This is a genomic window from Streptomyces sp. NPDC050085, from assembly GCF_044460595.1.
In the GTDB taxonomy this organism is placed as follows: Bacteria; Actinomycetota; Actinomycetes; order Streptomycetales; family Streptomycetaceae; genus Streptomyces.
Window position 1 is genome coordinate 1,379,136 of sequence record NZ_JBITJZ010000001.1, and the last position, 24,911, is coordinate 1,404,046.

Sequence of the window (24,911 nt, forward strand, 5' to 3'; positions counted from 1 at the left end):
GACACTTTCCGCGCCGTCGTCGCTACTCCTCCGCCGGGTCACCTCTTCCACTCGTACGGCGCACGGACCGCCCCGCCGAACGGGCCTTCGTCGCACGTCAGGGGCGCGGCATGTTGCGCAGGTTGGAGCGCGCCATCTGCACCATCCGTCCCACACCGCCGTCGAGGACGATCTTCGAGGCGGAGAGCGCGAAGCCCGTCACCATCTCGGCACTGATCTTCGGCGGGATGGACAGGGCGTTCGGGTCGGTGACGACGTCGACGAGCGCGGGCCCCTTGTGTTTGAAGGCGTCCTTCAGTGCGCCCGCGAGCTGCTTCGGCTTCTCCACGCGGACGCCGTACGCGCCCGCGGCCCGGGCGACGGCGGCGAAGTCGGGGTTCTTGTTGGTGGTCCCGTACGACGGGAGACCGGCCACCAGCATCTCCAACTCCACCATTCCCAAAGAGGAGTTGTTGAAGAGGACCACCTTCACCGGCAGGTCGTACTGGACCAGCGTCAGGAAGTCACCCATCAGCATCGAGAAGCCGCCGTCGCCCGACATGGAGATGACCTGCCGGCCCCGGTCGACGAACTGGGCGCCGATCGCCATGGGCAGCGCGTTCGCCATCGAGCCGTGCGAGAACGAGCCGATGACGCGGCGCCGTCCGTTGGGCGAGATGTAGCGCGCGGCCCACACGTTGCACATCCCCGTGTCCACGCTGAACACGGCGTCCTCGGCGGCGAGTTCGTCGAGGACGGAGGCGACGTACTCGGGGTGGATCGGGACGTGCTTCTCGACCTTGCGGGTGTACGCCTTGACGACGCCCTCGAGGGTGTCGGCGTGCTTCTTCAGCATCTTGTCGAGGAAGCGGCGGTTCGCCTTGGGCTTGACGCGCGGGGTCAGACAGCGCAGCGTCTCGCGCACGTCGCCCCACACGGCCAGGTCCAACTTCGAGCGCCTGCCCAGGTGTTCGGGCCGCACGTCGACCTGGACGATCTTGACGTCCTTCTGCGGCAGGAACGCGTTGTACGGGAAGTCGGTGCCCAGCAGGATCAGCAGATCGCACTCGTGCGTGGCTTCATAGGCGGCCCCGTATCCGAGGAGCCCGCTCATGCCGACGTCGAAGGGGTTGTCGTACTGGATCCACTCCTTGCCGCGCAGCGCGTGCCCGACCGGCGACTTGATCTTCTCGGCGAACTCCATGACCTCGGCGTGCGCACCGGCGGTGCCGCTGCCGCAGAACAGGGTGACCTTCTCGGCCTCGTCGATCATCTCGACGAGCTTCTCGATCTCGGCGTCGCCCGGCCGGATCGTGGGCCGGGAGGTGACGAGGGCGGTCTCGACGGACTTCTCCGGGGCGGGTTCGTCGGCGACGTCGCCCGGCAGGGTCACGACGCTCACGCCCGACTGTCCGACCGCGTGCTGGATGGCGGTCTGCAGGACGCGCGGCATCTGCTTCGGGCTGGAGATCATCTCGCTGTAGTGCGAGCACTCCTGGAAGAGCCGGTCGGGGTGGGTCTCCTGGAAGTAGCCGAGGCCGATCTCGCTGGAGGGGATGTGGGAGGCGAGGGCGAGGACCGGGGCCATGGAGCGGTGGGCGTCGTACAGGCCGTTGATGAGGTGGAGGTTGCCGGGCCCGCAGGAGCCGGCGCAGGCCGTCATCTTCCCGGTGATCTGCGCCTCGGCGCCCGCGGCGAACGCGGCGGTCTCCTCGTGCCGTACGTGGATCCAGTCGATGGCGCTGTTGCGGCGGATGGCGTCGACGACCGGGTTCAGGCTGTCGCCGACGACCCCGTACATGCGCTGCACGCCCGCGCGGACCAGAATGTCCACGAATTGCTCGGCGACGTTCTGCTTGGCCATGACTTCACCTTCGGCGTCGGCTGCGTATGGGTCGTTCCGACCATGTAGTCACACGCGGGGCCGTGGCGCATCCGGGTGCGGCTCTTCGCCGCAGGACTTCCGCAGGTGTCCGACTGCAGCTCCGTCGTGGCTGGTCGCGCAGTTCCCCGCGCCCCTGGAGATGCGCACTACGTGCGCTACCTCCAAGGGAAGGCTGCGCGCAGCGCATGCCTTCAGGGGCGCGGGAACTGCGCGACCAGCCCCCACCGGCCGTCAGCCGCGAACAGACCGGCGAAGCTACGGCGAGTAGGGTGTCACGCCTCCCACACGCCCACCGCCGTGCGGTCGTCCGCGTACCCCTTCACGCGGACCTGGGTGTCGGCGAGGAACGCCGCGAGGCCGGGTGGACCGCCGACGGCCCAGCGTGCGGCGAGGTGGGCGGCCAGTTCGGGCTCGCCGCGCAGCGGTTCGGCCAGGCCCGCGGAGCACAGGAGCAGCGCGTCGCCCGGGCGGGCGACCGAGGCGCGGAAGCGGAACGGGTCCCGGGGCGGCTCGGGCGCGGGCTCGTACGGGCTCGGCGGGGTGGTGATGCCGAGGTCCATGGTGAGCCGGTCGCCCTCGGGGGTCTGCTCGGGCGGCAGCGACCCGTACCCCACGACCGCGGCGCCGCTCTGCTCGGCGGCGGTCGGCTCGATGTCCTGCCAGGCGCCGTCGCGCAGCCGGAACAGGCCTCCGCCGCCGACACCGAAGAAGACGCGGGTGCGGCAGTCCGGGTCGGCCGGCAGCAGCAGGCAGCGCAGGGTGGCGGCGTACTCCTCCGGGTCGAGGCCCTGCTCGGCGGCGCCGGCCCGCAGCTTGCCGAGGCTGCGGTCGGTGAGGCGGTGCAGGCCGGACTTGAGGTCGCCGCGGCGACCGGCCCTGATGTCCTCGGCGAGGCGCGCGTGGCTGAGGCCGACGGCGCGGCCGATCCAGTCGCACACCTCGGCGGCGGCCCGGTGGGCGCCCGGGGTCGCGCGGGCCCCTGTGGCCATGGCGACGAGGATGAGGGCGCCCGGGCCGCTGCCGAAGCGGGCGGTGAGCAGGCTGTCGCGGCGCGGCTCGCCCCGGAAGCGTGCGGAGTCTCCGCGCACGGAGGCGGCGCGCAGGGTGCAGCTGCCGTACCGCGCCCCGTCGAGGACGGTGTCGGCGACGAGGTCGTCGAGCTCGTCCGGGTCGGCGGCGGGCAGGGCGGTGGGTTCGGCGTCGTAGGTGGGCGGGCCGTCGCCGACGTAGGGGACGGCGGCCTGCGGCGTCGGTGCTTCGGCTGCAACGGGCGGGCTCTCGTCGGCCGTGGCGGCGGGACGGGTGTCGCTGAGCGTGTCGGTGCGCCGGGCTCCCGGGTCCGGCGCACCGGGTTCCGGCGCGATGGGTTCCGGCGCGATGGGTTCCGGCGCAACGGGTTCCGGCGCAACGGGGTCCGCCTGCTGTTGCGGCGGCGTCTCGCCGACGGGCTCGGCGGCTGCGGCGGCCGGCGCTTCCCAGGGACTGCGGGAGGTACCCGCCTCGGGCGCACGCGGGGGCGGAACCACGCCCGCTCCCGGCGGAGCCGCGACCGCCCTGGCCGAGGCGAAACGGTCGTCCAGGGTGTCGGCGGCCGGGGCCGCTCCGGTGTCGTCGGCGGCTTCGGCAGCCTCGTCAGCCTCGGCAGCCTCGTCTTCGTACAACTGCCCCCACCAGTCGTCCTCTTGGGCCGGGCGACGGGTGGGCCTCTCCCCCTGCTGGCTCATGTCCTCATTGTCCACGGCACGGGCCGTACGAAAACGGGGCATCGGGAAAAACCCACACGGAATAGGTCCGCCGGGCGGCCCCACCCCCCACGGGAAGGCCGCCCGGCGTACCGGTTCAGGTGATCATTCGAACAGACGGACCGATCCGGGCACGATCTAGCGCACGTCGTACGCCCGGGACACGATCTGCTCGACCGAGTTGCCCTTGGAGTCGGTCAGTTGGGCCTTGAGCGCGACCTGCTTGCCGGCGGCACCCGCGTGGTTCACGGTCGCGGTCCACGCGCCGCCCTGCTGCGAGGTCCGCGCCTCGGTCCAGGTCTGCCCGTCGTCGTACGAGTAGGAGAGCGCGACCTTCGTCAGGTTCCCCGGGGTGTACCCGGCGTGACCGGTGACGGTGAGGCCGATCCGCTGCCCGTCGGCGGCGGCGAGCGTCTTGAGCCCGTCCTCCGGGAGCGTCAGGTGCGGGAAGAGCAGCGGGATGCCCTGCGAGTACGCGTTCTCGTCGAGGTGCGAGCGGAACGACCACGTGGTCAGGGTCTGGCTGGAGCGCTTCCACGCCGGCGAGCTGCTGGGGATCTTCTGCGTCTGCAGCATGAGCTGGTACGCCGCGTCGCCGGCCGGGACCTCGAACACGCCGTACGGCCAGCCCACTTGGTCGATGACCTCGCCGTCGCGCTTGAGCTGCATGCCGCCGATGTCGCCGAAACCGCCCTGGATGCCCAGGTGTTGGGTGTCGCCCCAGAAGCCCGGCGCGACACCGATCAGGTTGCCCTGGCGCTCGGCCGCGAGGACCTGCTTGCCCGAGTCGTCGAGCGGGGTGGTCGGCGCGACGGCACCGCCGTACCACTCCTCGGTGCGCTGCTCGCCCTTCGCGTACGTCCGGTCGGGGTCGATCATGAATTCGCCGTACGGGAAGCTGCTGGACACCATGTGGCCCCAGCCGGTGCCGTCCGCCGAGTAGTACTCGGTCCGCACCGAGGGCGCCGCGACGGTGGCGATGTCGCCGAAGGAGGCGGCGAGGCCGGAGGGCCGGGTGGCGGAGGGCAGGTCGATGTAGTCGGTGGCCCTGCCCATCGCGCGGTACGTCGCCCTGTTCGCGGCGAGGTCCTTGTCGTGGACGCGGTAGCTGCGGGCCGAGTTGATCTGCCCCGTCTCCGGGAAGGCCAGGTTGTAGACGTACGGGCTCTTCGCAGTTGCCTTCCAGCGCAGGGTCGTCAGGCCCGCCGCGATGCGCTCGGCGAGCGCCTTGCCCTCGGTGGTCGGCACGGCGAGCATCGGCAGCGGTCCGCCCGCGAAGCCGACGCTCGGGACCCAACGCCCGGCCGCGTCGCGGTAGATGACGACGCCCTTCGCGCCCGCCTTGGACGCGGCGGCCGCGACGGTGGCGGCGCTGCCGCCCTCGGGGAGCTTCACCAGGGCGAGCTTGTCCTTGACGCCCGCGGCGGCCAGTTCGGCGGCGGTGCCGGACCCCGCGTCGACGAGCTGGGCGCTGCCGGTGCCGTCGAGGTTCGCGGAGTTGGTGGAGCCGGTCACCGGGTGCAGGTCCTGGCCGCCGACGACGGCGAGCTCGGAGATCTGCGGGGCGGCGGCACGCCAGAAGCTGTCGAACTCGAACGTGCCGTCGCTCGCGCGGCCGTCCACATCGGCGTAGTAGCCCTGGATCGTGCGCCCGCCGGCCGCGGTGCCCGCGTGCAGCCAGGTGTCGTCCCAGCCGCGGGCGAACCCGAGGGTGGCGCCGCGCACTTCGGAGGACTTGTCGGTCTTGACGCTCAGCTTGTGCGCCTTGCGGGCGTCGAGCACGACCGTGGTGTCCTTGCGCAGGTTCAGCTGCGGACGGGCCAGGTAGGTGAGGGAGTCGATGAGGGTGGCGTTCTCCCCGGCGTCCGGCGTGCCGACGAAGCTGGAGAGGAAGTACGCGCCCGGGCGCAGCCGGTAGGTCTGGTCGGTGGCGCCCTCGTTGGGGCGGCGCTCGCCGGTGGCCGTGTCGGTGCCGATGACGTCGAGCGAGGAGGGGCCGTCCGCCGGGTTCCCCTGACGGTCGATCAACTTCACGCGCAGCGTGACCGTTTCGGCCTCGACGTACAGCGAGAACGGGGTGGAGACGTGCACGCCGCCGGGGCCCGTGGCGAGGACGCGGCCGGTGATGTCACCGTACTGCGCCGCCTTGAGGGAGGCCGTGGGGTCGAGCTTCAGCGGGACCTTGACGGTGCCGCCCGCGGGGACGGTGACGGTGCGCTGCCCGAGCCCCGCCACGGAGGAGCGGACCGGGGAGCCGTCGTTGCCGGTGACGCCGTCCACGGACAGGCTCAACCGCACTGCCTTGTCGGTGGTGTTGGTGTACGGGACGTCGACGGTGGTGCGGTCGGTCCTGTCCTGCGGCCAGTTGAAGGTGCCGCCCTGGACGGCGTCCGCGCCGAGCACGGTCTCGTCGATCGCGGCCTTCACGTCGAGGCGGCCACCGCCGGTCTCGCGCACGTCGCCGGGGATGTCGGCGTCGGCGGACGACACGAGGGCCTGCTTGATCTGCCGCGCGTCCCAGTCGGGGTGGCGCTCCTTCACGATGGCGGCGGCGCCCGCGACGTGCGGGGTCGCCATCGACGTACCGCTCATGGACTGGTACGCGTACACGCCGCGGCCGCCCGCGTTGGCGGCGGAGATGGCGACGCCGGGCGCGGCGATCTCCGGCTTGAGGGTGTGGGTGCGCTGGACGGGGCTGCGGCTGGAGAAGGACGCGGTGGTGTCGTCGCGGTCGACGGCGCCGACGGTGAGCACGTCGGGGACGCAGCCGGGCGAGGAGACGGTGTTGAGGCTCGGGCCCGAGTTGCCCGCGGCGATCACGAAGAGGGTGTTCTTCGCGGACCGCGCGAGCTCCTGCGTGGCCTGCGCCATGGGGTCGGAGCAGTCGAGCTCGCTGGGGTTGCCGAGGCTCATGGAGACGACGTCGGCGCCCTCGTCGACGGCCCACTGCATGCCGGCGATGATCCACGAAGTGGCGCCCTCGCCCGAGTCGTTGAGGACCTTGCCGTTGAGCAGCGTGGTGCCGGGGGCGACACCCTTCTTCTTGCCGCCGCTGGCCGCGCCGGTGCCGCCGACGGTGGACGTGGTGTGGGTGCCGTGGCCCTGGTGGTCGTCGGCGTCGGCGGAGTCGGTGAAGTTCTTGGACTCGGCGACGCGGCCCTTGAGGTCGGGGTGCTCGACGTCGACGCCGGTGTCGAGGACGGCGACCTTGGTGCCCTTGCCGTCGTAGCCCGCGGCCCAGGCCTGGTCGGCGTGGACCTGCTTGGTCGACTTGTCGAGCAGCGACTCGGCCTTCGCGTCCAGCCAGACCTTCTTCAGGTCTGTGGCGGCGCGGGTGCGGCGCGTGGTCGTGATGTCGGCCCAGAAGTCGGCGGCCTTCTTCTTGTCCGCCTTGAGGGCGACGCCGCCGATGGGGTCGAGGACGAGGCCGCGCTCGGCGCCCCGCGGGGTCACGGGCAGGCTGCGGGCGACGTCCACCGAGCTGTCGTACGTGGCGATGAGCGGCAGGGTCGAGGTGTGGGCGTCGTCGTAGCCCTGCCGGATCAGGCCGGTGACGTTGAAGAGCTGCTCGTCGACGCGGCCCGCGGCGATCGCCTGGAGCGCGCCGTCCGGGTACACGTACAGGTCCTTGCCGGACTGCCGGGTCTGCAGCAGCGCACCGGCGCCGTCCGCGCCGGGCAGGGCGGTGGCCGTGCTGCGGCCCTTGGCGTCGGTGGTGACCAGAACGCGGTCGCCGGTCACCAGGGTCACCGTGGCGGTGCTGCCCTTGGCGGCTGCGGCAGCGGCGGCGCTGCCGGTCAGTGGACGGCCGTCGGCCGGGGCACTCCCCTGCCGTGCCCCGGCCGGGCCGGCCGCGGTGACGGCGAGGACGGCGGCTATGGCCGCGCCCAGGGCCGTGCGCGCTGTCGGTCGCATCGCTCTCCCCAAGTAAAAGCGCAGGTGAATACGGAGCAAATGCCGTATTCCCGGCGGGTGTTGGTGCTGCGGTGGCGCCACATTGGCAGAGTGGCCGCCGGTGCAGGGAAGATGAGCGAGGCGGGTTTGTGCCGTGGCTGCTTCCCGCCACGGGGGCAGAGGAACGGAACGTGCGGGACTGGGTGGAGGGGCGTCGCATGCTGGATGCGATAGGTCTGGACGAGGTGCACGAGTCGGCGTACCGCGCCCTGGTGTCGGTGGGCGCGGCCGACGTCTCCGATCTGGCGCGGCGGCTCACGCTCGCCGAGTACGACGCCGAGCGCACCCTGCGCCGCCTGGAGCGGCACGGACTCGCCGCCCAGTCGTCGGCGCGGCCGGGGCGCTGGGTGGCGGCCCCGCCGGGTGTCGCGCTCGGCGCGCTGCTCACCCAGCGGCGGCACGAGCTGGACCAGGCGGAGCTGGCGGCGGCGCTGCTCGCCGAGGAGTACCGGGCCCAGGCCGCCGAGCCCGCGGTGCACGACCTGGTCGAGGTGGTGACCGGGGCGGCGGCCGTCGCGCAGCGCTTCCTGCAGATCCAGCTGGGCGCGGCCGGTGAGGTGTGCGCCCTGGTCACCGGCAACCCGATCGCGGTGACGGGCCTGGAGAACGAGGCGGAGCCGCAGGCCGTGAGCCGCGGCGTCGCCTACCGCGTCGTCGTCGAGCGCGCGGTCCTCTCGCTGCCGACGGGCCTGACCGAGCTGTCCGCGGCGATCGGCCGGGACGAGCAGGTGCGGGTCATGGACAGCGTGCCCACGAAGATGGTGATCGCCGACGGCTCCATCGCGCTGGTGCCGCTGACCTCGCAGACATCCGAGCCCGCGGCGCTCGTCGTGCACGCCAGCGGCCTGCTCGAGTCGCTGACCGGGCTCTTCGAAGCGGTGTGGCGCCAGGCGCTGCCGCTGCGGCTCGGCGGGGGCGGGCAGGTGGAGGAGGCGGCCGGGGACGCCCCCGACGGCACCGACCTCGAGATCCTCTCGCTGCTGCTGGCCGGTCTGACCGACGTGAGCGTGGCCAAGCAGCTCGACCTGGGCCTTCGGACGGTGCAGCGGCGGGTGAAGCGGCTGATGGAGCTGGCCGGGGTGACGACGCGGCTGCAGCTCGGCTGGCACGCCTACGAGCGCGGCTGGGTCGCCCGCTGACGGACGGCGCCGCGTCTCGTTCGGTCCCGCTGATCTGCGCGTTCCGCGCGTCTGGGGGACCCTGGGCCAATGGGAGCGTGGGAACTCCTCCTGGTCGGGGCCGTTCTTGCCCTCGGCCTGTGCGGGGTACTGGTGCCGGGTGTGCCCGGGTCGTGGCTGGTGTGGGCGGCGGTCGCCGTCTGGGCGCTGCGCAGCACGGACGGCCTGGCCTGGGGCGTCCTCGTCGGCGCCACCGTCGTGCTGCTCGCTTCCCAGGTGCTGCGCTGGCAGCTGCCGCCGCGCCGCCTCCGGCAGGCCGGGGCGACCCGCAGGCTCGTGATCTGGGCGGGTGCGGGGGCGGTCCTCGGGTTCTGCGTGCTCCCGGTGATCGGCGCGATTCCCGGGTTCATCGGCGGGATCTACGTATCGGAGCGGCTGCGGCTCGGCCGCCACGGGGACGCGATGGCCTCGACGCGGACGGCGATGCGGGCCGGGGGCTCGAGCGTGCTGGTCGAGCTGTTCGCGTGCCTGCTGATCGCGGGGGCGTGGGCCGGAGCCGTGATCTGGGGCTGAGCCGCCACCCAACGTGGAGCATGCCAATCACGTCAATCACGTCAATCACGTCAATCCATCGGATCTTTGTCTTTCTATTGACGCGTCAGTGTCACATCTCTAGCTTTCAGCGCGGGATAGCTCCGATGAATCGGACTCTTGAAGCCGCTGAGCCGCCAGGAGGCGTGATGCCAAGCCCGTCCAGACGAACCGTGTTGGCCACCGGATCCGCGCTCGGCGGTGCGGCGCTCGTCGGCACCTTGCCCGTCCGGGCGAACGCGGCCACCCCTGCGATCACACCCGACGCGGACCCCTGGCGCACCGTCCTCGAAGACGCCGACCTCGTCTGGCGGAAGATGCCGACGACCTGGTACGAGGGCCCGTACCTGGGCAACGCCCACCTGGGCTCCGGCATCTACCAGGAGCCCGGCAAGAACGCGGTCCGCTTCAACATCCAGCACTCCGAGGTGCAGGACCACCGCCCCGAGTTCGGCTCGCTCTTCGGCCTGTGCCGACTGCCGATCGGCCACTTCACCCTCGAACCCGTGGGCACCATCACCGGCCTCGACTGGCGCCTGAAGCTGCGCGACGCCGAGCTGACCGGCACCCTCACCACCGACCGCGGCACCCTGACCCTGCGCGCCCAGGTCAACAACGCCCGCTCCGTGCTCGCCGTCGAGGTGACGCCGAGCGCGGGCGAGGCCGCCTTCCGCTGGGTGTTCCACCCTGCCGAGGCGATCAGCCCGCGGGCCGCGTTCAAGGAGCTGCCCGAGGGGTACACCGGCAATCCTCCGGCCGAGGTCGCCGCGTACGGCGGCGGGGTGTCCGCGTCCGTGCAGTCGCTGCTCTCCGGCGGCCAGCACGTCACGGCCTGGCGCGAGCGGACCCGCGGCACGAACCGCACGCTCTACGTCGACGTGGAGCACTCCTTCCCGAAGGCCACGGCCCGCGACAAGGCCCTCGCCACGGTCCGCGCCGTGTCGAACCTTTCGTACGACGCCCTCGCCGTGCCGCACCGCGCGTGGTGGCACGCGTACTACCGCAAGAGCTTCCTGTCGGTGCCCGACGCCCGCATCCAGCGCTTCTACTGGATCCAGCTCTACAAGATCGCCTCTGCCGCGCGCCGCGACGCCCCCGTGATGGCGACGAGCGGCCCCTGGATCGAGCCGACGCCGTGGCCCGCGACCTGGTGGAACCTGAACGTGCAGCTGGAGTACTGGCTGATCCACGGCTCGAACCACCTCGAACTCGACGCCGTGACACGGGCGTTGGGAGAGTTCCGCGACAACCTGACCGCCGAGATGGCACCCGCGTACAGGGCGGACTCGCTCGGCATCCCCCGCACCACCGACATCCACCTCGTCAACGGCGGCGCGACCAGCACCGCGCAGGGCTACGGCGTCGGCGTCCCCGGCCAGGACCCGCCCACCCCCGAGGTCGGCAACCTGACCTGGGCGCTGCACAACGTCTGGCTCAGCTACCGGCACACCATGGACGAGTCGATCCTGCGCGACGTCCTGTATCCGCTGCTGCGCAAGGCCATCACCTATTACCTGCACTTCCTGGAGCCGGGCGCGGACGGCAAGCTGCACCTGCCGGCGACCTTCTCGCCCGAGTACGGCGGCAACACCCGCGACTGCAACTACGACCTGATGCTGCTGAGCTGGGGCTGCCGGACCCTCCTGGAATCGGCCGAACTGCTCGGCATCGAGGACGAGTTGGCGCCGCGCTGGCGCGAGGTGCTCAGCAAGCGCGTCGCGTACCCGACCGACGCCAACGGTTTCATGATCGGCGCGGACATCCCCTTCGCGAAGTCCCACCGCCACTACTCGCACATGCTCGCCGTCTACCCGCTGTACGAGCTGACGGGCCGCACCGCGGACGAACGCGCCCTGATCGAGAGGTCGTTGGCCCACTGGGTCGGCTTCGAAGGAGCGCTCCAGGGCTATACGTTCACGGGCGCGGCCTCGATGTCGGCGCTGCTCGGCAAGGGCGAGGACGCCCTGAAGTACCTCGGCGAGCTGATGAGCCGCTTCATCCAGGCCAACACCATGTACAAGGAGTCGGGCCCGGTCATCGAGACGCCGCTCTCCGCGGCGCAGTCCCTGCACGACATGGTGTGCCAGTCCTGGGGCGGGATCATCCGCGTCTTCCCCGCGCTGCCCGCGGCCTGGGCGGACCTGACCGTCCACGACTTCCGTACGCAGGGCGCGTTCCTGCTGAGCGCCGTGCGCGAGAAGGGCGTCACGCGGTGGGTGCGGGTGGTCAGCGAGGCGGGTGCGCCCTGTGTGGTCCGTCACGGGATCGCGGGCGCGATCGAGGTCCGCGACGGACGCGGCCGGCGCCTCTCGTACGAGGACGCGGGCGACGGCGCGATCAAGATCGGGCTCCGCAAGGGCGAGTCCGCACTGGTCACGGCCGCGGGCGAGCGTCCCGACCTGGCGATCGCCCCGGTCACGCCGAACGCGGAGGCACCGCGCTGGGGCATGCCCGCGTAAGGACGAGGCGAGTCCCGAGGACCCTGCGGAAAACCGCGGGGTCCTCGGTGCGGATCACCGTACTTTGCCGAACGGTTACCCTCGTGGTGGCGCTGATCTGCGGTTTCTGGCCTGGGTGGAGTTCGGGCAGCAGCCTCGGACCCCGACCCGCCCACGCCTGGAGACCCGTATGCACCTCGTGACCCCGGCCGCCGCCCCGGCCGAGCCGACCGGCGGCATCGCGGGCTGGGCCGCGCACCTCGTCGACGTGCTCGGCGGCCCCGGCGCGGGCCTGGCGATCGCCCTCGAGAACCTCTTCCCGCCGCTGCCGAGCGAGGTCATCCTCCCGCTGACCGGTTTCGCGGCGGGCCAGGGAGCGATCACCCTCGTCTCGGCCCTGTTCTGGACGACGCTCGGCTCGGTCGTCGGCGCCGCGGCCCTGTACGGGATCGGCCGCGTCATCGGCCGCGACCGCATGTACGCGCTGTGGGCCCGCCTCCCCCTGGTCAAGGCCGGGGACCTGGAGCGGACGGAGGCCTGGTTCCTGCGGCACGGCACGAAAGCGGTGCTGCTCGGCCGGATGGTGCCGGTCTTCCGCAGCCTGATCTCGATCCCGGCGGGCGTCGAACGCATGCCGCTGCCCCGCTTCCTCGGCCTCACCGCGATCGGCTCGCTGATCTGGAACTCGGTGCTCGTGCTTGCCGGTTACTGGCTCGGCGACCAGTGGGACCTCGTCGAGACGTACGTCGGCGTGATCTCGAAGGTCGTGCTCGCGGCGGTCGTCGTAGCCGTGGCCGTCTGTGTCGTCGTACGGCTGCGGGGCCGCCGCAAGCACCGCGAGGCCGGCCGCCGTCCGACGGTGCGGCAGGGCCGGTAGGCTCGACGCCTGTGCAGGTGACGGGGGTGGGAACAGCGGTCGGCCGCAGGGCGCCCGGCGTTCTCCTCGGCTGCCTCACCGCGCTCGCCGGACTGCTGTACCCGGCGCTCGCAGGCACCGTCCTCGCCCCGTTCCTGCGCTGTCTGGAGGCCTGACTCATGGACCACGTACGGGAGTTGCCCCGGGCCGGAGCGGTCCGGGTGTGGCTGGTCGACACGGAGACGCCGTCCCGCATCGGGCCGATGGACGGGGCGGGTGTCCTCGACGCGGACGAACTGCGGCGGGCCGCGGCGTTCCGCTTCGACCGGGACCGGGAGCGGTACATGGCCGCGCACCTGGCGCTGCGCGGCATCCTCGGGGAGCAGCTCGGCCGCGCGCCCGGCGAGGTCCACTTCGTCCGTCAACCCTGCCCGGACTGCGGGAAGCCGCACGGCCGCCCGGCCCTCGCGGACGCCCCCCGGCTGCACTTCTCCCTGTCCCACAGCGGCGATCGGGCGCTGGTGGCGCTGGCCGCCGCGCCGGTCGGGGCGGACGTGGAGGAGGTGCCGAGCCGGACGATCGCCGAGGAGCTGGCGACCGTCCTGCACCCGCGCGAGCAGGCCGAACTCGCCTCCCTCGACGACCCGTTGGAGCGCCGCACCGCGGTGGCCCGCGTGTGGGTCCGCAAGGAGGCCTACCTCAAGGGCCTCGGCATCGGCCTCGCCCGCCGCACCGACCTCGACTACGTCGGCAGCGTGCCCGGCTCCCCCGTCGCCCCGGACGGCTGGACGGTGCACGACGTCCCGATGCCCGAGGGCTACGCGGCGGCGGTCGCGCTCAGCCCTCGGTCCTAGGGCGATCCACCTCCACCCGCGCACGGTCCACAGCCGGGCCCGGCGGAGCCCTACGCGCCCTCCAGCTCGAGCAGCGCGACCTTGCGCTCCAGGCCGCCGGCGTACCCGGTGAGGGAGCCGTCCGCGCCGATCACGCGGTGGCAGGGGCGCACGATGAGCAGCGGGTTGGCGCCGACGGCGCCGCCGACGGCCCGCACGGCCGCGCGGGAGGCGCCGATCCGGGCGGCGACGGCGCCGTACGTCGTGGTGGCGCCGTAGGGCACCTCGTCGAGCGCGTCCCACACCCGCCGCCGGAACTCGGTCCCCTCGGGCCTCAACTCCAGCTGGAACTCCTTGAGTTCACCGGCGAAGTAGGCGCCGAGCTGACGCGTGGCCGCGGCGAACCGCGCCGGATCGCGCACCCATCCCTCCTGGACCGTCCGCCCGCCCTTCTGCCCGGGGACGGACAGCGAGGTGAGGGCGCCGTCGGCGTCGGCGGTGAGCAGCAGTTCGCCGAGGGGGCTGTCGACGGTGGCGTAGTAGGTGGTGGGCATGGTGGGCGCGGTCTCGTTCAAGGGGCTCACAACTGTCCTTCTACGATGAGGTGTTGACGGGCGTACGACCTCCAGGGCCGCCACGCGTCCTCGGCGGCCGCGCCGTACGGATCGCCGGGTACGGCCACGTCCGGGTCGCCCAGGGCGCGCAGCCGGATCAGGGCGGCGGTGCGCGCGTCCATGCCGGGCAGCGCCCGCAGGGCCGCTTCGGCGTCGTCGCGGTCGGCGCCCGGGTCGAGGCGCAGCGAGCCGTCGGCGAGGGCGCGGGCGAGGGCGCCGACCGTGCCGGGTTCGTCGACGAGGGCGTCGGGCGCGGGGAACGTCCGGTCGAGGCCGCCGCACGGGGCGTCGAGCCGCGTGCCGTACCGCTCGACGAGCCGCACGGACCCGTCCGTCCCCGCGACGGTACGGACGGCCAGCTCGTCGGGGTCGGCGGCGCCGGGCGAGCGGAGGCCAGGACGGGCGGCGACCAGCGGGGCCAGACGCGGATCGGCGCCGAGCCGCTCGTCGATCGCGTACGGGTCGCTGTCCAGGTCGAACAGGCGGCGGAGCCGTCCGACGGCGGTGGTCAGGTCGCGCAGGTCGGTGAGGTGAATGCGGGCGTCGAGCCAGCCGCCGCGGTGCTCGGCCTGCGCGCCGGGCTGCTCGTGCCCGGCCTCGTCGACGGAGACGATGCCGGTGCCGTACGGCAGCCGCAGCGTGCGCCGGAACAGCCGCGTGCCGCGCTCGCCGGTCAACTCCTCCACCCCGTCGACCAGTTCACGTCCGATCAGGTCGAAGACGGGCCCCGCCTGATAGGCGCCGCGGTGGGCGAGGCGGAGCGGGATCCCGGCGGTGGCGGCGACGGCCTTCGTCGCGGCGGCCCGCCCTGGAGCGTCGCCGCGCAACTGCGTGGGCGTACGGGCGTACACCTCGCGGATCGTGTCGTTGAACTGCCGCACGCTCGCGAACCCGGCGGCGAACGCGATCTCCGTGACCGGCAGCGGCGTGGTCTGCAGCAGCACGCGCGCGGTGTGGGCGCGCTGGGCGCGGGCGAGCGCGACGGGCCCGGCGCCCACCTCCGCGGTGAGCTGGCGCTGCACCTGCCGCGCGCTGTACCCGAGCCGGGTCGCGAGCCCGCCGACGCCCTCCCGGTCGACGACGCCGTCGCCGATGAGCCGCATCGCACGGCCGACGACATCGGCCCGTACGTTCCACGCGGCGGACCCGGGCACGGCGTCAGGGCGGCACCGGCGGCAGGCCCGGAACCCGGAGGTCTGCGCGGCGGCGGCCGAGGCGTAGTACCGCACGTTCTGCCGCTTCGGGGTGACCGCGGGGCAGCTCGGGCGGCAGTAGATCCCGGTCGTCTCCACGGCGAAGAAGAACTCCCCGTCGAACCGGGCGTCCCTGCTCCGCACCGCTTGGTACCGCGTGTCCTCGTCGATCATCACGCTTCCCAGTGTGCGGTGCGCTCCGCGGTGGGGCTGGCGGAAATCGGACGCGGCGTTGCTTCGGGGGGTTCGTCGTCGGCTGCGGGCCGGTGGGGGCTGGTCGCGCCCCGCGGCGGAGCCGCTGGTGACACAGCCCCGCGCCCCTGAAGTGCAGGCGCTGCGCACCGCATTTCCCGATGAAGGCAAGCGGCGTGGCCGCAAGCCTTCAGGGGCGCGACCAGCCACGACGGCGCTGCAGTCGCCCACGCACCCCGAACCAGCCCTACCCGTGGCGGCCCCGCTTGGCCTCCATGGCCGCACGCCCCTGGGCGCCCCGCTGCTTCCAGACCTTGCGCATCTCGTCCCGGATCCGCGCGTCCGTCCGGGCGGCGAGCCGCCGGTTCTCCCGGAGCAGCTTCCGGTAGCTGTCGAGCCGCCGCTCGTGGAGTTCCCCGGAGGCCAGCGCGGCGAGCACCGCGCAGCCGGGTTCCACCGTGTGCGCACAGTCCTGGAAACGGCAGTCCTTCGCGAGCTCGGCGATCTCGGAGAACACCTGCTCGACACCACCTTCCGCGTCGTAGAGCCCGACCCCGCGCAGGCCGGGCGTGTCGATGAGCACTCCGCCCCCGGGCAGGGCGAACAGGTTCCGGGTGGTCGTGGTGTGCCGCCCCTTGCCGTCCATGTCGCGGACGGCCTGGACGTCCATCACGTCAGCGCCGTGCAGCGCGTTGGCGAGGGTCGACTTCCCGGCGCCGGACTGGCCGAGCAGCACGGACGTGCCACCGGCGACGACGGCCCGCAGGACGTCGGTGCCCTCGCCGTCGTGGGCGCTGACGGGCAGCACCTGGACGCCGGGGGCGCTGTTCTCCACGTCGGAGACCAGGTAGGACAGCGTGACCGGGTCGGGCACGAGGTCCGCCTTGGTGAGCACGACCAGCGGCTGGGCGCCGGACTCCCAGGCCAGTGCCGACGTATGCAGCAGTGCGTCACCGCTCGAACTCGCATGGGCGAGCGCGAGGAACCGCTCGATCCGACCAAGATCCAACTCGGCCGCGAGCGACACACAGATGATGACGTGATCGACATTGGTCGCAAGGACCTGACCCTCGGAACGCTTCGACGAGGTCGACCGCACGAAGGCACTCCGGCGCGGCAGCAGCGTCCGCACATACCGCGGATCAACGCCTTCAGGATCGACGGCGACCCAGTCCCCCGTGCAGACGACCTTCATGGGGTCACGGGGAACGACGAACTCGGTGTCAGCACGGACGACGCCCTCGGCAGTGACGACATCGCACTGCCCACGGTCGACCCGGACGACACGGCCGAGCAGGAGACCCTGCTCGGCGTACGGAGCGAACTCGGACTCCCAGTCCGCATCCCAGCCGTACGGGGCGAGCGGGTGCGACGAAGCCGAACTCGAAAGAGAAGAGGAAGACAAGGGGTGACCCTTCACATGGGTGGCCCCGGCGCCGCGCACACAGACGCGGAAGAAGAAGGTGAGGTCAGCCGGCGGCCACGGAGGTGGACTTGACGAACTTCCGGATGCGGGCAACGCCCATCGCAACGACAGTCATCGGTCAACACCTCCAACAGAGCACGTGACGGCCACGGCGACACGTGGCCGCCGAACGAACAAAGGAGACAGTAGTCACGCCGCCCAGCCACCGCCACTCAATTTTCGGAAGCACCGTCGCCGTGGAGACCGACGCCCGGCAGTCGGGTCGGCGCGCGCGTCGGCCGGCAGGTGCGCTTCAGCGGCACAGGGCCGATGCCACGGTCTTCTGGAGGTGTTGCACTGCTTCGTTCGTCGTGATGTCCCGGGTCATCGTGACGCTCGCGGCACGGCCGTCGTCGGTTGCCGCGCTCCAGGTCCCGTAGCCGGGGATGGATCCGCTGTGGGTCCAGGCGACGCGCTGGTGGCCCTGGGCGTCCTTGCACGGCAGCGGCATGGTGATCATGCCCAGACCGGCCTTGTGGTCGGGGTCGTCCTCGCTCATCGGCACGGTGGTGCGCATCGCGTCGAGTTCCGGCCTGTCGAGGAGACGGCCGCCCAGCAGGGCGGAGAAGAAGGTGTTCAGGTCGGAGTCGGTGGAGACCATCGCCCCTGCCGCCCAGGACGCGGACGGGTCGATCTCGGTGACGTCGCGCAGGGCGCCCGACCGGTCCTGGCGGTAGCCCTGGGGATGGCGTTCGCGGATGCTCGTCTCGCCGGGGGCAGGGAAGTAGGTGTGGCGCAACCCGATCTTCCGGATGACACGCCTGTCCACCACGTCGGCGAAGGGCCGCCCGGTGACCTTCTCCACGATCAGCCCCGCCAGCAGGTAGTTGGTGCTGCTGTAGTGGAACTCCGCCCCTGGGATGGAGACGGCCGGGTGCTTGAGGGCGATGTCCAGGGCGTCACGGGGAGAGACGTAGCGGCGCTTGAGGATGTCGTCCGTGACGTCCTCTTCGTACTCGGGAAGGCCACTGGTGTGCTGCAGGAGCTGACGCACCGTGATGTCACCTCCGTCGATCCCCTTCCCGTGGACGAGCCCCGGCAGGTAGTGGTCCACCGTGGCGTCCAGGCTGATCCTGCCCTCGCCGACCAACTGCAGCACGACCACCGCGGTGAACGTCTTGGTCACGCTGCCGATCCGCACCTGGCCGTCCCGGGGCACCTTCGCGTGCGTGTCACGGTCCCCCACCCCAGCGGTGTAGGTGCGGACGTGCCCGGCACGGTCACGCACGCTCGCCAGCGCGCCAGGTGCGCCGTCGGAGTGCACCAGTGTCTCCAGTCCCTGTCGCACGGGGTCCGGACCAGCGGCGATCGCCGGTGCCGCCGCTCCGGCAGCGACAGCGGTGGCCAGAGCAAGGGCGGTGAGGGTGAGGCGTTTACTCATTCAGGTTCCTCCGGATCAGGTCGACGGTCCGTGTCACCCATGCCGTGGTGACAAGATCAACTCTGCTGTTGGCGCTCGTTGTTGCCCATCAGTGATCACCCTGACCCGCCCCCGGCCCACCCCTTACGGGATTCCGCCGACTGCCGGCGGACGCTCGGCAGGTCAGGTCCCCGGCTGGGAGCCTGCCCGTGGTCAGGTAGAGCGTGGTGCTCCTGTCCGCGCAGGAGTTGGTGCCGTGGACGATGTGCCCCTCGCCTCCGGCGACGGTGACCATCCGGGAGCCGCGCAGGGCGCGGTGCATGGCCCGGGCACCGGCCAGGGGCGTCTGCGGGTCCCACTCGTTCTGCACGATCAGCGCGCTGCTGCTGTCGTCCACCGTGGTCGCGGGCTCGCTGCCCGGCGTCCAGAAGGCGCACGGCTTGATGGTGGACGCGAAGTCGCCGTACAGCGGATAGCGGGCCCTGTCGCGGATGGCGTCACCGCGGTACCGCTCGGGATCGCGCGGCCACGACGCGCGGGTGTCGGCGCACAGGACGGCCCAGGCGCTCGCGGCCTCGTTGTCCGGAGGAACGTCACGGGCGAACGCCGACGGGGCCGGGGCCGGCCGAGGCGTCCCGGACGGGTCCGGCTTGCCGCCCTCGGCCGTCCGCTTCAGCCCGGCGACCCGTTCGGCGGCCTCTCGGACGCGGAAGAACATGGCGCGCCCGGCACGGATGCCGTCCCCGGTGAGAGGAGTCCCGTTGTCGTCGATGGGCCTGCGGTCGGCCCGTGCGACCAGGTCCCAGAAGGTCTTCCGGACCTCGGCCGGGGTGCGGCCCAGGTGGTACGTCGCGTGTCGCCGGGCGGTCCACGTGCTCCACCGCGCGAAGGCGAGCTCGGTCGCCTGCGCCATGCTCCGGAACATGCCCCGCCCGTACGCCGCCGGGTCCGCCGCACTGTCCAGTACGAACCGATCGGCGCGCCGGGGGAACATCTGCGTGTAGACGGCGCCGAGGTAGGTGCCGTACGAGAAACCCAGGTAGGAGATCTTCTCCTCGCCCAGCATGGCACGGATGACGTCCATGTCGCGAGCGGTGTTGCGGGTGGTGAGGTGCCGCAGCCTGTCGCCCTCCCGGGCCCGGCACTTGGCGGCCACCGCGCGTGCCCGCCGTACGTCCTTCGCGAAGGTCCTGGCCCGGTACGCGGGCTCCGCGTCCTGCTCCTCGCGCGTCAGACCGCAGGCCACGGGAGAGCTCCGCCCGACACCCCTCGGGTCGAATCCGACGAGGTCGAAATGGCGCTTCACCGCCGGGGGAAGGCTCAGCTCCGGTCCGACCGGCAGATTCAGTCCCGGCCCGCCGGGGCCGCCGGGGTTGAGCAGCAGCACACCACGACGCTCCTTCACGCTGCCTGCCCTCAGCCGGGATATCGCGATGTCGGTCTTCCTGCCTCCGGGATCGCTGTAATCCAGCGGCACCTTGAGCGTCGCGCACTGATAGGCGGCGGGGTTCTTCGCATCGCAGCGCTCCCACCGTGGCGTCTGGTGCGTGTACTGCCACAGAGGGTCCCTGGCCGCGGAGGCCTCGGACACAGAAGTCGCCGTTGCAGAGGTAAGTGCCGAGCACAAGACCGAGAAGAAGGCTGCCACGGCGCCGATGCCCGTGAGAGATGCAATTCGCGTGTTTCGCACAGTGATACTGGTCCTTGCCGGGGAGGGCCGGCCGGCCCTTCCGCCCTTGTGTACGCGGGAGTTGGCGAAGCCATCGAGGACTTGACGGCGCCCGTCGCGGGTCAATTCCCGGTGAACTGCTGGCGGACGCACTGCGTGTACTGCTGGAAACTGTCGGGCTGGTAGCACTCCTGCGTCTTGTTCGCGTACCAGACGAAGAAGACGGCGACGAGGACGCACACCACCATCGCGATGGCCGAGGTCACCACACCGGTGAGGGCCTTGCCCCGGCCGATGCCGGTCCGCTTGGCCGTCGTCAGAGCGACGATGCCCAGGATCAGTCCGATGCCGCCGAACAGACCGCCGATGACGATGATCGACGTGCTCAGGCCGATGACGCCCAGCCCCATGGCGACCCCGGCCAGGCGGTTACTGCCGCCTGGCGGCTGCGCAATCTCTTGTCCTTGCGTGTTCATCAGCGGTCCTCCGGTCAACTGCTCACGTGTTCGGAGCACGATGCTGGCTTTCGGCGTCACGAATGCGCATCGCGGGAAGGCGGGAGAAAGTGCTCCCCCGATCGAGGGAGGCCATCGGTGAACTGCCCGGTCATACTGGGGCGATCATGATCAGGGGACTCCGGCCGCTGCTGCGCGGCTCCACGTATTCGGGCATGCTGTTCGCCTACTGCGGCGCGTTGGCGAGCCTTCCACTGGTGCCTTTCGCACTGCTGCCGACACTGGTGTGGCCATCCGCTCCCTATGGGGTGAAGGCCGTCCTGGTCCTCCTGGTCTGGGCAGCACTGATCGGCTCGGTCGGGCTGGCCCGCACCACGCGGCGGGCGCTGATCGCGTTCGCCCGCCACCTTCTGAAGGTGCCGTTGCCGGACCCTGTGACCCCGCGTCGGCCCGCGAGCTCCCGCGGCACCCGGTCGACTCCTGCCGTGCCGTCCGGCGCCGACCATTGGCGGACTCCCCTGTGGCTGCTGCTGCACGGAGCGCTGGGGTGGGCGGGGGCGCTGACGAGCGGTGTGCTGCTCCTCATGGGGATCGCCCTCCCCGGAGGATGGCTCGGTGCCGAGGCCGGGCTGAGTCTGTTCGGCTGGTCGCTGCGGTCCGGCGGCGGATGGCAGAGCTGGGTGGTGGCGCTGGGCTGCCTGTTGCTGGCGGCGGTCGTGTGCGTGGTGGTGACGGGCGTGCTGCGGTGGCTGGCGCCGAAGCTCCTGGGTCCTTCGTCAGCCGAGCAGTTGGCGCTGATGGCCGAGCGGGAGCAACGGCTGGCCGAACGCAACCGGCTGGCCCACGAACTGCACGACTCGATCGGGCACACGCTGACCGCGACCACGATCCAGGCGGCGGTAGCGGGCGAGGTGCTCTCCGCGGACCCGGTGGCGGCGCGGGCCGCGCTGCGCGGCATCGAGGAGTCGGCCAGGGCCGCGCTGGAGGACCTGGATTACGTACTGGGCGTACTGCGCGAGGAGAAGGCGGACACGGCACCGCACCGGACCCTGGCCGAACTGCCCGAGCTGCTCGACCGGTTGCGGCACGCGGGCGCGGTGCTGGAGGTGGAGCTGTCGGGTGAGCCGGCGCAGGTGCAGGGGACACTCTCGCGGGCCGCGTACCGGATTCTGCAGGAAGGGCTGACGAACGCGTTGCGGCACGGGACGGGCGGTCCGATCGGGGTCCGGGTAGCGGTCGCGCCGGACCGGCTCGAGCTCGGTGTGGTCAATGGGGCGAGCGCGGGCGCGCGTACGGGCGCGGGTGTCTTCCGGACGTCCGGGCACGGCCTGCCCGGCCTCGCCGAGCGCGTGCGGCTGCTGCACGGGGAGATCGAGGTCGGCCCGGACGGGCCGCAGCACTGGCGGTTGGCGGTCCGGCTGCCGGTACGGGTGTCGGCATGACCGACTCCGAGGCGGACGCAGCCGTCATGAGGGACGTCGGCTCCGGCCCCGCCACCACCGGTCCTGCCAGTGCCCCTGTCACACTCCTGATCGCGGACGACGACGCGGTGACCCGCAGCGGCCTGCGCACACTGCTCTCGGCGCAGCCGGGGATCACGGTGGCCGGGGAGGCCTCCGACGGCGTCGAGGCCGTCGAGCAGGTGCGGCGGCTGCGGCCGGACGTGGTCCTGATGGATGTGCGGATGCCGCGGTGCGACGGCATCGAGGCCACCCGGCGGCTGCTCGCCGAGGCGGCCGGACCGCCGAAGGTCGTGGTGATCACCACCTTCGAGAACGACGGCTACGTGACCGCCGCGCTCAGCGCCGGGGCCAGCGGGTTCGTGCTCAAGCGCCTTCCGGTCCCGCAGATCGCCGAGGCGGTACGGGTGGTGGCGGCAGGGGAGGCGATCCTCTTCCCGGCGGCCCTGCGCCGGATGGTCGCCGCCCGGCCGCTGGACGGTGCCGCAGCGCTGCCGAAGGCGGCGCTGACGGAGCGGGAGGAGGAGGTGCTGCGGTCGATGGCCAAGGGGCTATCCAACCCGGAGATCGCCCAGTCACTCATGGTGAGCCTGGAGACGGTGAAGACACACGTCGGGAACGTGCTGACCAAACTCGGGGCGCAGAACCGGACCCACGCGGTGGTGATCGCGTACGAATCAGGCCTGGTGGTGCCGGGGTTCACCGGCTGACGCGCATCCCCAGACCCGGGTCACACGTCAGCGCGGTGACCGGCGCTCAGTGGTCCGCGCAGCACGGCGTCGGGGCGGGCACCTCGAAGGGGGCGAGGGTGCCGCCCGCGGCCGGCATGGCGGTCAGGACGAGTTCGCCGTGCTGCCATTGCGGCCGTACGTGATCCCCTGTCACCAGGTGGGCCCGGGGGTCCGGCCGGCTCGGCGAACCCAGGACCGTCACGCGGTCGATCGCCGAGCGCGCCGGCACATCCCCCACCGTCAGCGTGCCCGTGAGCTCCGCCACCCCCGGGTAGAGCACCGCCCGGCCCACGGCGTCCGGAACTCCGGACGACACCTCGTATCCCTGCGCGGTGAGCTGCTCCCGGGCGGTGCGCAGGAGCGGATCCGTCGGGAGGGCGAGGGAGACGACGACCCGTGGGGCATCGTCGCGCACCAGGTGGGTGCAGCCGAACGTGCCCTCGGGCAGGGCGAGTTCGGCCGCCAGGGTGTGGAGCAGACGGTCGGCCGCACGGAGGTCCCGGAGGCCTGCGTCCACGGTCAGGGCGTACGGCGTCGGCATCATGAGGGCAGGACCCACACCGGGTTGGCGTAGAACCACAGGTCGCGCCACGGGTCTGCGTCGCCGACGACGTCGATCGCCGGACCGGCCGGGTCGACGGCGGCGCCCATCGCGCCGACCGCGGTGCGGTTGCCGTCGGTGCCGCGCAGGCGGACGTAGACGGGGCGGTCGACCCGGCCGAGGTCGTAGGTGAGGCGGACCGTGCCGGTCGACTTGCTCACGTCGTACGACTTCACCACCTTCGCCGTCGGCGCGGTGAACGTGTCCTTGTCCGCCACCGGTCCGGTCACCTCGCCCTGGATGACGTCCACGCGCGCCAACTGCGGTACGAAACCGGCCCAGTTGGGTCCGCCGGCCGGCGTCACGTCGACCGTCAGCGTGACCTTCGTGCCCTTCTTGACGTGCAGGGCGCCGCCGAGTGTGGCCCAGCGGCGGCCGCCGCTGACGCGGACGTCCAGGGCGTCGACGAGCCGGCCGTGGTCCACCCAGACGCGGCCCGCGCGGATGCCGTCCATGACGGCGGCGTAGGAGAAGCCGTCGGCGCCGACGTGCGTACGGCTGTACTGGCCGGGCCAGTAGTCGCCCTCGGTGAGGTCGATCTTGCCGCTGTAGACGGGGTCGGTGTGCTTGCCGTTCGCGGTGTAGTCGCTGTCCGGGCCGCCGCGCTTGGCGGTGTCCGTATAGACGTTGTGGGAGTCGGAGTTGGCGGTGATCCACCAGGGCTTGCCCTCGGCGAGGAGGCTGTCCCACAGGCCGCCCACGGTGGCGGTCATCCAGTCGAAGCCGCCCCAGGTGCGGTAGCTCTCCAGCGGGTATCCGGCGAAGGAGTTGGCGCCCGGGCTGCCGTCGTACAGACCGCGTGCCCGGCCCATGCCGACGGACTTCTCGATGCCGGCGGCCTGGTGGCCGGGCGCGCCCTCCATGCCGACCGCGATCCGGTGGCCCGCGGACGTGGCGTCGCGCCAGCCACGGATCTCGTGCGGCGAGTCGATGCCCTTGCGGGCGGGGTGGTTGGCGAGCATCAGGATGTCCTTGACCCTGCGCCGCTGCACCTGCTCCGCAAGGAAGTTGAGGCCGGCGATGGCGAGCGCCTCATTGGCCGGCGTCGAGTCGGTCGCCTTCTGCACGCCGCCGTCGTAGTCGGTCTCGAACTGCTTGAGTACGGAGACCTCGTTCTTGCCGGGGTGCACGAAGACCGTGCTGTGCTCGGCGGCCGGGATGTTCCACTCCAGGCCCTGGAAGACGAGGGTGTCCTCGTACGCGGCGCGGGCCTGCCGGATGTCCGGGTTCACCTTCTCGACGCCGATCTTCGCGTGCGTCTCGTTGCCGTGGTCGGTGATGACCATCCAGTCCAGACCGTGTCGCGCGCCCTGGCGGACCTGGTCGACGACGCGGTACTTGCCGTCGTTGCTGTACTGGGTGTGGATGTGGTGGTCACCGGCCAGCCACAGGAAGCCGCCGGTCCTGCGCCCGCCGGTGGAGGGGGCGGATGCGGCCGCCACGGTCGGGGCGACGACACTGCCGGCGGCCATCCCCGCGCCCAGTAGGCCCGCCCGGCGCAGCAGCGTGCGGCGCGACTGCTGCTCGGGGGTCAGGGCCTCGTCGGGCACGGAGGTGTCGAAGGCGGCGGGCAGGGCGGGCCCCGCCGTGGCATACGACGGGTCGTGATCGTGTCCGTGGTGGTGATGGTGCCCGTGCCCGTGTCCGTGGCCCATGAGTTCCTCCCGATGCCGCTGCCTGCTGCGGCCGTGTGCTGCGCCGTGCGTGGAGGCTCAAGGGTCAAGCCGAAACATGAACGTTGAACAAGCAACGAATGGCGGCCGGGCGCCCTGGAC

19 protein-coding genes are annotated in these 24,911 nt (G+C 72.1%); 8 read left to right on the top strand and 11 right to left on the bottom strand.

The genetic code is table 11. The annotated features are described in order from the left end of the window. Positions 1-97 precede the first annotated feature (97 nt). The 3 genes from ACIBUY_RS06035 to ACIBUY_RS06045 all read right to left on the bottom strand — a co-directional run bounded on the left by ACIBUY_RS06035 (position 98) and on the right by ACIBUY_RS06045 (position 7,521). Positions 98-1,843: a pyruvate dehydrogenase gene (locus tag ACIBUY_RS06035; protein ID WP_365567427.1), complete on the bottom strand. Its 1,746-nt coding sequence runs from the start codon at positions 1,841-1,843 to the stop codon at positions 98-100. 293 nt (positions 1,844-2,136) lie between these two features. After that, positions 2,137-3,588, bottom strand: coding sequence for a protein phosphatase 2C domain-containing protein (locus ACIBUY_RS06040; RefSeq protein ID WP_399151898.1), 1,452 nt, complete (start codon positions 3,586-3,588; stop codon positions 2,137-2,139). Positions 3,589-3,744: 156 nt separating this feature from the next. Further along, positions 3,745-7,521 carry a S8 family peptidase gene (locus ACIBUY_RS06045; RefSeq protein ID WP_399151899.1) on the bottom strand — a complete coding sequence of 1,259 codons (3,777 nt, stop codon included), beginning with the start codon at positions 7,519-7,521 and terminating at the stop codon, positions 3,745-3,747. Between the two features lie 197 nt (positions 7,522-7,718). Here ACIBUY_RS06045 and ACIBUY_RS06050 point away from each other — a divergent pair, with 197 nt between their 5' ends. From ACIBUY_RS06050 to ACIBUY_RS06075, 6 genes are all read left to right on the top strand, one after another. Further along, on the top strand, positions 7,719-8,699 hold the full coding sequence (locus tag ACIBUY_RS06050; RefSeq protein WP_399151900.1) for a helix-turn-helix domain-containing protein: 981 nt from the start codon (positions 7,719-7,721) through the stop codon (positions 8,697-8,699). Between the two features lie 69 nt (positions 8,700-8,768). Then, positions 8,769-9,251, top strand: coding sequence for a DUF456 domain-containing protein (locus ACIBUY_RS06055; protein WP_399151901.1), 483 nt, complete (start codon positions 8,769-8,771; stop codon positions 9,249-9,251). 167 nt (positions 9,252-9,418) lie between these two features. Continuing rightward, positions 9,419-11,728: a glycosyl hydrolase family 95 catalytic domain-containing protein gene (locus ACIBUY_RS06060; RefSeq protein ID WP_399151902.1), complete on the top strand. Its 2,310-nt coding sequence runs from the start codon at positions 9,419-9,421 to the stop codon at positions 11,726-11,728. A gap of 169 nt (positions 11,729-11,897) precedes the next feature. Further along, the gene (locus tag ACIBUY_RS06065) at positions 11,898-12,584 is read left to right on the top strand and encodes a DedA family protein (RefSeq protein WP_399151903.1); all 687 of its coding nucleotides are present in this window, start codon (positions 11,898-11,900) and stop codon (positions 12,582-12,584) included. Between the two features lie 26 nt (positions 12,585-12,610). Continuing rightward, entirely contained in the window at positions 12,611-12,739 is a 129-nt protein-coding gene (locus ACIBUY_RS06070; protein WP_365567441.1) for a hypothetical protein, read from the top strand. A gap of 3 nt (positions 12,740-12,742) precedes the next feature. After that, complete coding sequence (locus tag ACIBUY_RS06075) at positions 12,743-13,417, top strand: 4'-phosphopantetheinyl transferase family protein (RefSeq protein WP_399151904.1); 675 nt, start codon at positions 12,743-12,745, stop codon at positions 13,415-13,417. Between the two features lie 50 nt (positions 13,418-13,467). Here ACIBUY_RS06075 and ACIBUY_RS06080 read toward each other — a convergent pair whose 3' ends face one another. The 6 genes from ACIBUY_RS06080 to ACIBUY_RS06105 all read right to left on the bottom strand — a co-directional run bounded on the left by ACIBUY_RS06080 (position 13,468) and on the right by ACIBUY_RS06105 (position 20,365). Continuing rightward, on the bottom strand, positions 13,468-13,950 hold the full coding sequence (locus ACIBUY_RS06080; protein ID WP_399152162.1) for a methylated-DNA--[protein]-cysteine S-methyltransferase: 483 nt from the start codon (positions 13,948-13,950) through the stop codon (positions 13,468-13,470). Between the two features lie 26 nt (positions 13,951-13,976). Next, entirely contained in the window at positions 13,977-15,377 is a 1,401-nt protein-coding gene (locus tag ACIBUY_RS06085; protein ID WP_399152163.1) for a DNA-3-methyladenine glycosylase 2 family protein, read from the bottom strand. Positions 15,378-15,642: 265 nt separating this feature from the next. Beyond that, positions 15,643-16,800: a ribosome small subunit-dependent GTPase A gene (gene rsgA / locus ACIBUY_RS06090; RefSeq protein ID WP_399151905.1), complete on the bottom strand. Its 1,158-nt coding sequence runs from the start codon at positions 16,798-16,800 to the stop codon at positions 15,643-15,645. A 313-nt stretch (positions 16,801-17,113) separates the two neighbouring features. Beyond that, positions 17,114-18,241: a serine hydrolase domain-containing protein gene (locus tag ACIBUY_RS06095; protein ID WP_399151906.1), complete on the bottom strand. Its 1,128-nt coding sequence runs from the start codon at positions 18,239-18,241 to the stop codon at positions 17,114-17,116. 88 nt (positions 18,242-18,329) lie between these two features. After that, positions 18,330-19,910 carry an alpha/beta hydrolase gene (locus tag ACIBUY_RS06100; protein ID WP_399151907.1) on the bottom strand — a complete coding sequence of 527 codons (1,581 nt, stop codon included), beginning with the start codon at positions 19,908-19,910 and terminating at the stop codon, positions 18,330-18,332. A 101-nt stretch (positions 19,911-20,011) separates the two neighbouring features. Beyond that, entirely contained in the window at positions 20,012-20,365 is a 354-nt protein-coding gene (locus ACIBUY_RS06105; RefSeq protein ID WP_399151908.1) for a DUF4190 domain-containing protein, read from the bottom strand. 146 nt (positions 20,366-20,511) lie between these two features. Between ACIBUY_RS06105 and ACIBUY_RS06110 the strand changes: the two genes are divergently transcribed. After that, entirely contained in the window at positions 20,512-21,786 is a 1,275-nt protein-coding gene (locus ACIBUY_RS06110) for a sensor histidine kinase (RefSeq protein WP_399151909.1), read from the top strand. Further along, positions 21,783-22,514, top strand: coding sequence for a response regulator (locus ACIBUY_RS06115; RefSeq protein WP_399151910.1), 732 nt, complete (start codon positions 21,783-21,785; stop codon positions 22,512-22,514). Before ACIBUY_RS06110 ends, ACIBUY_RS06115 begins: the two co-directional genes overlap by 4 nt. Positions 22,515-22,560: 46 nt before the next feature. Here ACIBUY_RS06115 and ACIBUY_RS06120 read toward each other — a convergent pair whose 3' ends face one another. Together ACIBUY_RS06120 and ACIBUY_RS06125 are read right to left on the bottom strand one after the other, a co-directional pair. Further along, on the bottom strand, positions 22,561-23,076 hold the full coding sequence (locus tag ACIBUY_RS06120; RefSeq protein ID WP_399152164.1) for a hypothetical protein: 516 nt from the start codon (positions 23,074-23,076) through the stop codon (positions 22,561-22,563). Beyond that, a complete protein-coding gene (locus tag ACIBUY_RS06125) occupies positions 23,076-24,791 on the bottom strand; it encodes a PHP domain-containing protein (RefSeq protein WP_399151911.1) in 1,716 nt (571 codons plus the stop codon). The genes ACIBUY_RS06120 and ACIBUY_RS06125 overlap by 1 nt, the downstream gene beginning before the upstream one ends. Positions 24,792-24,911 lie beyond the last annotated feature (120 nt).